The organism is Celerinatantimonas sediminis (assembly GCF_046054195.1).
Lineage (GTDB): Bacteria > Pseudomonadota > Gammaproteobacteria > Enterobacterales > Celerinatantimonadaceae > Celerinatantimonas.
The window spans coordinates 143,442-152,850 of record NZ_JBEQCS010000010.1; the positions used below are offsets into that span (position 1 = coordinate 143,442).

Sequence of the window (9,409 nt, forward strand, 5' to 3'; positions counted from 1 at the left end):
TGCTCGGGCTTGATGTGTTTCTAAAGCGTTTAATTAAGCTGCGATGAAATACATTTTAATAATGACCAATGCAATTAAAGCCGTTGGCAGCGTTAAAAAAGTGAGCCCTGCAACATCGTTCACAGGCCCCTTGTAACGGGTGGTAAAAATATAGTTCAGTACGGCAACTGGCATAGAACAAGCAATCATTAAGTTGGCCATATGTAGTGGCGACAAATGCAAAAGCATGCCCGCGCCCCAAGCCATCGAAAAGCCAATAGCTGGTCGATAGAGTGACAGAATCGCAAGTCTTCCCCAGTTTGCTTCATGTACTTTCATATGGGCCAGCGACCGGCCTAACATCAACAACATAATAGGGACAGTAATCGCGCCTAATAGATCAAAAACTTGCAGCGCAAAGTGGGGAATTGGAACATGAAACCCTGATAATAGGCCACCGATAATTAGAGCAATTACAGGGGGATTTGCCAGTAAGCGTTTGGGAGAGTAGGTGCCAGACATACAGCCAATGCCAAGCGTGAAGTGGCTAATTTCAATAATCGAAGAGATAATCACCGCGCCAGCCACCCCTTGATTACCAAGTAATGACATCGCAATTGGGATCCCCAAATTGCCGGTATTTGGATTCACTAGAACAGGTAGAAAATACTGGATTTTGAGCCCCATCGCTTTTATCACAACCAATGAGACAATCACCATTCCCGCTAATGCCAATGCACTAGCGGCGACTAATTTGCCCATTCCTAGAAAATCAACATGCCCGCCAAGCATCGAATTTAAAAGCAGGCATGGCATACCAACATTAACGATTAAGCGGGGAAGATTAGGGTCGTCTAGATAAGCGGTTTTGACACTCAGCCAAGCACCGAGTGAGGCGACAATTAACACCGGCATAATTGCCGCAATGAAGGCGATAAACATGGGGCTCCTTTTCCACTTACAAATAGCTGATAAGACTGTTCAGCCGCTAACGCAGAACTCAGCTCAGGAGCCTAAATATATCAGAGATCCCTGTCTGTGCCAGTATTTATCTGCCTAAAGAATAAGGCAAATCAATGTTCAAAATGTCATTTTCAGCGAACCGTTAGGTTTCGTTTTGGGAAAGTAATTGTTAATCTCGCTAGCACACTAATCTGAAGATTTACTTAAAAAATATAATGTTGAGTGTGAATAAAGGTAAATTTTCGTTTATTTATGTCAGAATTTTCTTTTGAAACTAGATTTTTACTCTGCTAAAGATTAATAATACCCGCTCTTAGCTTGTCTTTATGGCGTGTTTTCACATCTCTATAGAGTCAGGTTGCAAGGATTGCATACATCGCGATAAGGACTCATCGTGAAGGTGTGATGAGCAATTGTATGCTTGCTCCTAGCTTGATAATTCATCTTGTATTTATCGCTAAGTGGTTAGTTGAGGTTATTCCCGATTGGCCGTAAAGCTCGCTTTGTCTGGCTTTGGTTTACTCAAAGCTCGCTTTCATCATGCTTATTTCTAGTTTTTTGATAAAAAAGCCGTCTAGGATAAGTCCGTCTATGAAAAAGAATCTGCGCGATAAGGTGGTTCACAAAAAAGTTGTGGATGGGATTTATAATACTTCTAAAATGCTGCTACAAATTAGTGATGAGCATGTCACTAAACACTTTAAATCCACATCAAACAGCACTACTCGCCGTTATCATTTAGAAAAACAAGCGTTGAGTCGTTTGGAAAATACCCCCGGAACCCCTTCGTTGTATTACCACGATGACAATAATCGAACTTTGCAGATGTCACGTTTGCCTGGCGTTTCTGCGACCTATTTGTCGGTGCAGAATCTAATGGATTTAGCGGTTATTGTGGAAAATATGCTTGCATCAGGGGTAGCCCGTCATTCAATGCCGATTCGTGATATTGTCGTTGATGAAGGTGGCCAGCTTGGGTTAGTGGACTTTGAGCGAACAACTTTGTGCAAAGCTCGTTGGCGCCCTGATTGGCTTATTGCCAAAGCCGTGACTCGTTATCATTTATATCGGTTGATGAATCAATATCAACCACAGATGCTCAATCGCCGCCAGTTTTTACTGGTTGCCATGGGCTCTAAACTTCGAGGATTTGTCTTTTTTATCCACTCGTTATCAAACTAATATGGATAATTAAGAGCAAATTAAGCTATTTTCCTATGCCCGCATAGGAAAATAGCATTGTCAGAACCAACCCTTAATGGTTGGTCATACTCCAGCCACTTTGCTGATAAATTTTGGCAAAATCTTGATACGAATGAGCATCTTCAATTTGATCAGTTAACCATCGGTTATCAAGCTCAGTTGCTTTATCGTCATGAACGCTCTGACATAAAATTTCTTTAAATGCTTTGGTGGCATCTGCAGAGACTGGGGTAAATTTCACATCAACCTGACGATAGCGATTATGCAGCCACCACAAAATAGCCGCGGCTGGATTTAATTTCGGCAATACAGGTTGTGCAACGTGCAGTTTGTTGTCCTGACTCAGAGCGTAAATAGGAATAGCCTGATATTTGTGGCAGGTTTGATAGTTCCAGGTTGACGGAATTGCTTTTGACCAATCATCTCGCCAGCCATCTTTGGCACAGATGAGCATAATGCCTCCTCGCTATTTAAGCATTACTACAGATGACTACGTTGCAGTTCTCTAACGGCAAAAGGTTGCTGTGCTATTGCAGGTATAGGCAAATTTAATCGTTGGTGCAAATGGCGGTTGATGATTTTTCGAGCGATATCTTAATTTATAAATCGTAAATCAAGCGCTACTTTTTATTGTGCGTTAACCAGCGGTCTAACTCATTGGCAAATTGAGCTCGGTCTCGCTGAGACATCGGTGCAGGCCCACCAGTTTGAATACCGCTCGCTCTTAAGGTATCCATAAAGTCGCGAATGTTTAATCGTGAACGAACGTTGGCTTCGGTGAGGCGCTCTCCACGCATGTTCAGCACAATCGCACCTTTTTCAATGACTTCAGCGGCAAGCGGAATGTCATTGGTGATCACCAAATCCCCAGCTTGGGTGCGTTCGACAATTTCATGATCCGCAATGTCAAAACCGGCACTAACCTGAATGCTTTTAATATAAACGGAGTTCGGCGTCTGAATTGAGCGATTGGCGACTAACGTCACCATAGTTTGGGTGCGGTTCGCCGCACGAAATAAAATCTCTTTAAGGACTACCGGACAGGCGTCAGCATCGACCCAAATAGGCATAACAGGTTCACTTGGTAAGTTACTAAAGGCTAATTTAAGCATAATCTGAGTTAAAAGTCGTGCCGCAAGCTGGAACTGCCATGCCTTGCTATTGGGCTAATCAGGCAGATGCTGATATGCTTTAAATCATTAACGATAAATAATTAGGAATCTACATGCAGGCCGAGCCTGATTATCACGATTTAGCTGAGCAAATTGCTCAAGCTATTGAGCTACATTATCGGCATTGGATTGCCAGCCATCCACAAGAGCAGTTATATGCTTATGTGCTCTACACCGACCCGTTAATGGGCTCGGTCGAGATGACCGTCTTAAGTGAACAAGGGCTTGAGAAAATTGCGCATGCTTATCAAGAATCTGGCGATCCTGCATCGCTTGAGCAACTAAAGCAGCAATTACGTTGGTCGGTTGCCGACTCGCCCTATTGTGGTGAGCAACAAGATGAATTCGATGCCATCAATAACAGGCTTTGGAAGATGCAAGATTATGTCAATGAGATTGATGATGATGACCAAGCCTTTGATGACTACATCGATAAAATGAGTCACATCTTAGCTTCGGCATTAAATCAGACCCGCAAACATGTGCTTAATAACAGTGAGGAACTGCTGCTTTATGTTGATTTTGGCGATATGGGCGAAGAGGAGCGTGAGTGGTTTTTAGAGCATTGTAATGGCAAAGAACAGATCCATTGGTTTAAAGAAACAGGTGGTTTGGAGCAGTAAATGATGGCGTTCTCAACTAAAGCTTTGAAACAAAAGTAATGTAAAGGGTCAATGGAATTTAAAATTGCGCTGTTAAGCTTAGTGTTAAGTTTTAATTAATAGTGCAAAGTAAGCCCATGAAAAAGCTTCTATATTTGAGTTGTCTAATGGCCTTAAGTGGCTGTGTCGCTTATGGTAGTGCTGACCCTTCAGCACAAGCTCCTGGCCCTGGTCCTTATGCTGGTGGTCATCCTATGGGGCCGCCGCCAGAAGGCATGCCTCCTGGACCACCACCCGGCGGTTTCCCTCCTGGAGGGCCGGGTTCGCACCAAGTAATTACGGGCGATGGCGCCTATGTCCTGAGTGATGCTCAAGTGCTAAAAGGTGGCAGTTATGAATCAAGCCGTGATGATGAGAACGTCATTCGGGCGCAAGGCTATGTCCATGCAACACTTGATAATGTCACAGTGAATAAACGCTCAGGCATTGCCAGCAGCAATGAAGCTGCCAGTTTCTACGGCTTAAATGCGGCTGTGTTAGCGCTTGATCATGCTGATTTGATCATCAATGGCGGTTCCATTCATGCGCTTGCCCAAGGCGCAACGGGCGTGTTTGCTTATGATCACGCATTAGTACATATCAATCACACTAAAATTGACGTTTCCGGTGGTAATGCCGGCGGCATTGAAGTGGCTGGTGGTGCGACGATGTATGCCAACGACTTGAACGTGCATGCACGCGATAAAGCTGCCATTCGCAGTGATAGAGGTGGCGGCAAAATCTTTGTGCATGGCGGCAGCTACACTACCGCGGGCCGAATGGGAGCCCCAGCTATCTATAGTACGGCCGATATTAAAGTCAGTAGCGCAAAATTAGTTTCGCACGACTCCGAAGCGGTCGTGATTGAAGGGCTTAACTCGGTCTCTTTGGCCAACAGTGATGTAATCGGGCATATGGATGGCACCAATCCTGGTAAAGACGGTGCCAATATCCGTAATGTCATGCTCTATCAAAGTATGTCGGGTGATGCGCAGCAGGGAACCAGTACCTTTTCCATGAGCGGTGGTGCGCTCACCTCTGAAAATGGCAATATGTTTTATGTCACCAATACCTCTAGCGTGATCAATTTATACAATGTTTATATGCATCTTGCCAAATCGTCGAAATTGCTGCTGGTTGCGGGTAATGATGGTAAACGAGGCTGGGGTAAAGTTGGTGCTAACGGCGGTCATTGCACGTTAAATCTCAGTCAGCAAAAGCTTTCTGGTGAAATTAAAGTCGATGGAATTTCGGATTTAACGATGAACCTTGCGCAGTCATCTGATTATCAGGGCGCGATTAATCCCGATGGCACTAAAGCGAATGTAAGTGTGACATTAGATGACAGTAGCTCTTGGACGTTAACGCATGATAGTTACATTCAGCACTTCCATGGTTCTTTAAGCCAAGTGCATCTCAATGGCCATAAACTTTATATTAACGGCGCACTGGTGCAAAACAGCTAGTCAGTTTCGATTAAGCTATAAATAGCCTTTTTATGAATTAATAAAAGGCTATTTATTAGCCGCTAGCCTATCTTGCCAAAACCTAATCATAACAAATTGTTATTTATGCATAACTTTATGTTAATGTCTTTTTTACCCTGTGCAGAAGAGAATTTTCATCAGAGCCTATTTTTAGCGGTTAATGTTTATAACTCCCTCATTTTTCGAAAAAAATAATTAATTATTTTGATTTAATAAACTCACTGATTTTTAATGGGTTTTTTATCTAAAACTCATTCTTTTAGATTGATTTTGCTAAGTTTTTTTAATTTACGGTCTTGTAGAAAGTCACTTTTTGTTCAACAATTGGCAAAATTTTAAAGCACTCATGTTGTATCGCAGTGTAAGTTAGTGATTCCTCAACAAAAAAGTGCCCCCATTAGTTCCACACATTTATGCCGTTCTTTCTTAATCTCTGCGTTCGAGCCGGAATTGCTTAGAACATCAGATTAGATATGGAATTGAATGAAAAGGAGTTTCGAATGCCGAGCATTTCTTTGCGCAGTAAAATATTATTTGTCAGTATGGCCGCGGTGATTGTAACGACTGTTTATTTAGTTACTGAGAGCACGCTCTCTGCAACTAAACAGCTTAAGCAATCATTATTAGTGGATTCGCAACATTTAGCTGTTTCCTACGGGCGTAGTGTGGGCGACTGGCTACATGGGCGCCAACTGGTATTGCAATCACTAGGTACCGCCATTGAAAAAGTGCCACCTTCACAGATGTCACCTTATCCGGTGATTGCCCAAGCCTTTCGCAGTGGGGCATTTTCACTGACCTATTTCGGTGCTGAAAATGGTCAAATGTTCCGCCAAGACCCTCGTATCGATGACCGCCGTTATAATTACGATCCACGCAAACATAGCTGGTATCAAGAGGCGAAACAGATTGGTAAGCCAGCCATTCTCGGCCCAATTCAGAGCTCAACCACCAAAAAGCTCAGTATTATTCTGACTTATCCGGTTTATATAGATAATGAATTGCTCGGGATTGTCGGGGGAAACATCACGCTTGACCAATTATCTGCACAGGTTTCATCTTTAAAAATTCCAGGCTCTGGTAAAGCAATGCTGATTAATCGGCAGGGTAATATCATCGCTTATCCAGATAAAAGCTTAATCACCCACAAAGCAACCGATGTCGACAGCTATTTTAACCATGATAACTTGCTCAATTTGGCTCAAAAAGGGGTTTTGGTTGAGCAGAATATTGCTGGTAAAGACCGCTTTGTCTATAGCCTAACCATCCCGCATACCCAATGGGTCATGGTGTTCTTTATGGACAAGCATCAGTTAATGGCACCTATTTATAACTCGATGTACGAACGTCTTGTGATCGCGGGTATCTTAATTGTGATCTTCGCTTTTGTACTGTTTTATGTATTTAAGCTGGCATTTAAAGATTTAGAGCGTGTGTCTGATGCACTAAACGAAATTGCTCATGGTAAAGGTGATTTAACCAGCCGAATTAGTGTCAAGAACGAGCAAAATGAAATTGGTCAGTTGGCATCTGGATTCAACCAGTTTGTCACTCACATGCATGGTGTGGTGAGTCGTCTTGCAACCATGGCTGAGAAATTGCGTAATGAAGCATCCGCGATTCATGACTCATCCATGGAACGCGCACAGCGAGTGAGTGCTCAGCAACAAGAGATTGAACAGATAGCCGCAGCTGTCACACAGATGAGTAGTGCAACCGCTGAGATTGCTAATAATGCAGAAACTACCGCGCATGCCGCTAACGATTCGGTCGAGATGGGGCAAAAAGGGCGCGAGCAAGTGCACCAAAGCCGTGTTTCCACTGAAGAGCTAGCTAAACAGGTAGAGGAAACAACCGGTCATATTGGTGAGCTGAGTGAGCATGCGCAAAGCATTAGCACCATCTTAGAAACCATCACCAATATTGCCGAACAAACCAACTTGTTGGCACTTAATGCTGCTATTGAAGCGGCTCGTGCCGGTGAACATGGTCGTGGTTTTGCAGTGGTTGCTGATGAAGTAAGAGCGCTATCGCAGCAAACGCAAAAATCAGCAGTAGAAATTAAAATGATGATCGACAAGCTGCAAGGTTCTACCGAACAGGCCGTTGGGGTGATGAATAGTAGCCAGGTGATTGCGAAAACCAGCGTTGATGATGCCAACACCGCCGCTGAAAGCCTCAAAATTATTGCGCAATCAATTGAGCAGATCTCAGATATGTCAAACCAGATCGCAACCGCAGCTGAAGAGCAAACTTCGGTTACCGAAGAGATTAGCCGTAACAGTGAAAGCATTCGAGTGGTCGCAACTCAGCTTGCGAACGAAACAGACACGGAAGCTGCGCAGGTAAATCGCTTAAATGAAGTGGCTGACTCGATTCGTGAAGAGGTCGGACGCTTCAAAATCTAATCTGTTTTTAGATTCTAATCTAACCAGGGGCTAATCAATGATTAGCCCTTTTCTTTTATTAGGTCGCGTGTGAGATTTGTGAAAATATTTCCTGTTATCTTATGATTTAGGGCTTAAAAATAGTAACTTTCTATAAATATTGAAAAACTCAAAAAATTAGAATTAAAGACGTCAGATTATAGGGAAACGATTTTTATATTTAGGTGTTAGTACGACCATTTTTGTAAAGGATTCTATGTAAGAGCTCCGCTACCTAACTTGAGGACAGAACAAAGCGTGGGTATTCATAATGAGCCCCAATTCTTAAATTTATTTAAAAATAATGCCAATTTCACAGGGGGCAAACGTTGTTTGGCAAAGATTTATTTTTAAGATACTGATTTTATTGAATAAAAAATTAATAAAGAAATTAATATCTATTATCTGTATATGGTGTATAGTATCGACAGCTCAAACAGTGAGCTATTGATAAAATATTTAGTTCAAGCTCTTCTCAGCCTTTTTCGATCTGATTCGTCATATCTATCCTGCGATAACTTTTTCTTCATTTATTATTTAGTAGCTTTCTTTTAATTTAATCAATCTATCGAGATATATATGTCAAATAAAACAACTGGTTTAGTCAAATGGTTTAACGAAGCAAAAGGCTTTGGATTTATCACTCCTGACAGTGGTAGTGCAGATGTATTTGTTCACTTCAAATCAATAGCTGTAGATGGCTTCAAAACATTGGCTGAAGGTCAAAAAGTTGCCTTTAATGTAGAACAAGGTAATAAAGGCCCACAAGCGGGTAATGTTACTTTATTGTAAACCTTTCGATAAAGCTCTCGCCTATTGGTGTGAGCTTTTATTCAAATATTTAATAGGATTTTAATGAATCGAAGAACCAATCGAAAAATATATTGGTATTATGTTTTGCGTGAGCAAAAAATACCTAAAGAAAAAAGTTAATTGTTCACTGCTAAATATTTTATTCGTCATAATGACAAGAGAATTTTTATTAGAATAAGAACAATAAGTTGAGAGTGATATGCGAAAAAAAGTAAAAAACACAAAAAATAAAAATAAAAAAAATAACCTTGAAGAAAGACTTACTTTTATGGTTACAGAATATCAAGAAGCCAAAAGTGTCCTTGATTCTATGTCTGAAGGCACTTCTGAGTATGCTAACCAGAAAAAAATATGTGATAAGCTGTTCAATAGTGCGGAACAGTACATCAATAAACTCTAATAATTTTAACTTTATTTCATCTAAGCTCCCCTAAATATATTAGCTACTTAAAAAGCTATCTAGTGAAAAGTATATTGCTTTTTTCTCATGCTCCACAAGGTGATGAGTTCAATAAAAAGCTTCAACATACTTTTCATCAGTTGCTCAAAACGAAACCGTTTCCCTCGTCAATCTAGACTGTTTAAGAGCTACTGAATCATTAGCAACATATTAAACTCTACTGTGATGGTAGCGATAGCCGAAGGCCTCTGAATCGCCACTGATTTCCTAGACACCTTTTAGTTAGATAAACTAGCTAAAAAAAGAGGTGTCCATGAGCCATAAA

The 9,409-nt window shown here is 41.6% G+C and carries 9 protein-coding genes; 6 read left to right on the plus strand and 3 right to left on the minus strand.

Translation table 11 applies throughout. From position 1 onward, the window contains the following. Window positions 1–33 precede the first annotated feature (33 nt). The gene (locus ABTQ23_RS12970) at window positions 34–921 is read right to left on the minus strand and encodes an AEC family transporter (protein WP_408616156.1); all 888 of its coding nucleotides are present in this window, start codon (window positions 919–921) and stop codon (window positions 34–36) included. Between the two features lie 612 nt (window positions 922–1,533). Here ABTQ23_RS12970 and ABTQ23_RS12975 point away from each other — a divergent pair. Beyond that, on the plus strand, window positions 1,534–2,124 hold the full coding sequence (locus tag ABTQ23_RS12975) for a hypothetical protein (RefSeq protein ID WP_408616157.1): 591 nt from the start codon (window positions 1,534–1,536) through the stop codon (window positions 2,122–2,124). Between the two features lie 73 nt (window positions 2,125–2,197). On the opposite strand, the gene ABTQ23_RS12980 is transcribed toward ABTQ23_RS12975, so the two are convergent. Next, window positions 2,198–2,599 (minus strand): hypothetical protein, encoded by a 402-nt coding sequence (locus ABTQ23_RS12980; RefSeq protein ID WP_408616158.1) that lies wholly within the window; start codon window positions 2,597–2,599, stop codon window positions 2,198–2,200. Window positions 2,600–2,765: 166 nt separating this feature from the next. Beyond that, a complete protein-coding gene (locus tag ABTQ23_RS12985) occupies window positions 2,766–3,215 on the minus strand; it encodes a YaiI/YqxD family protein (RefSeq protein ID WP_408616159.1) in 450 nt (149 codons plus the stop codon). Window positions 3,216–3,370: 155 nt separating this feature from the next. On the opposite strand from ABTQ23_RS12985, the gene ABTQ23_RS12990 reads away from it, so the two are divergent. From ABTQ23_RS12990 to ABTQ23_RS13010, 5 genes are all read left to right on the plus strand, one after another. Further along, the gene (locus tag ABTQ23_RS12990; RefSeq protein ID WP_408616160.1) at window positions 3,371–3,940 is read left to right on the plus strand and encodes a DUF4303 domain-containing protein; all 570 of its coding nucleotides are present in this window, start codon (window positions 3,371–3,373) and stop codon (window positions 3,938–3,940) included. A 116-nt stretch (window positions 3,941–4,056) separates the two neighbouring features. Further along, window positions 4,057–5,424 carry a hypothetical protein gene (locus ABTQ23_RS12995; RefSeq protein WP_408616161.1) on the plus strand — a complete coding sequence of 456 codons (1,368 nt, stop codon included), beginning with the start codon at window positions 4,057–4,059 and terminating at the stop codon, window positions 5,422–5,424. Window positions 5,425–5,945: 521 nt separating this feature from the next. Then, the gene (locus tag ABTQ23_RS13000; RefSeq protein ID WP_408616162.1) at window positions 5,946–7,853 is read left to right on the plus strand and encodes a methyl-accepting chemotaxis protein; all 1,908 of its coding nucleotides are present in this window, start codon (window positions 5,946–5,948) and stop codon (window positions 7,851–7,853) included. Between the two features lie 597 nt (window positions 7,854–8,450). Continuing rightward, window positions 8,451–8,663 (plus strand): transcription antiterminator/RNA stability regulator CspE, encoded by a 213-nt coding sequence (gene cspE, locus ABTQ23_RS13005; protein ID WP_408616163.1) that lies wholly within the window; start codon window positions 8,451–8,453, stop codon window positions 8,661–8,663. Between the two features lie 220 nt (window positions 8,664–8,883). Beyond that, window positions 8,884–9,084: a hypothetical protein gene (locus ABTQ23_RS13010; RefSeq protein ID WP_408616164.1), complete on the plus strand. Its 201-nt coding sequence runs from the start codon at window positions 8,884–8,886 to the stop codon at window positions 9,082–9,084. Window positions 9,085–9,409 lie beyond the last annotated feature (325 nt).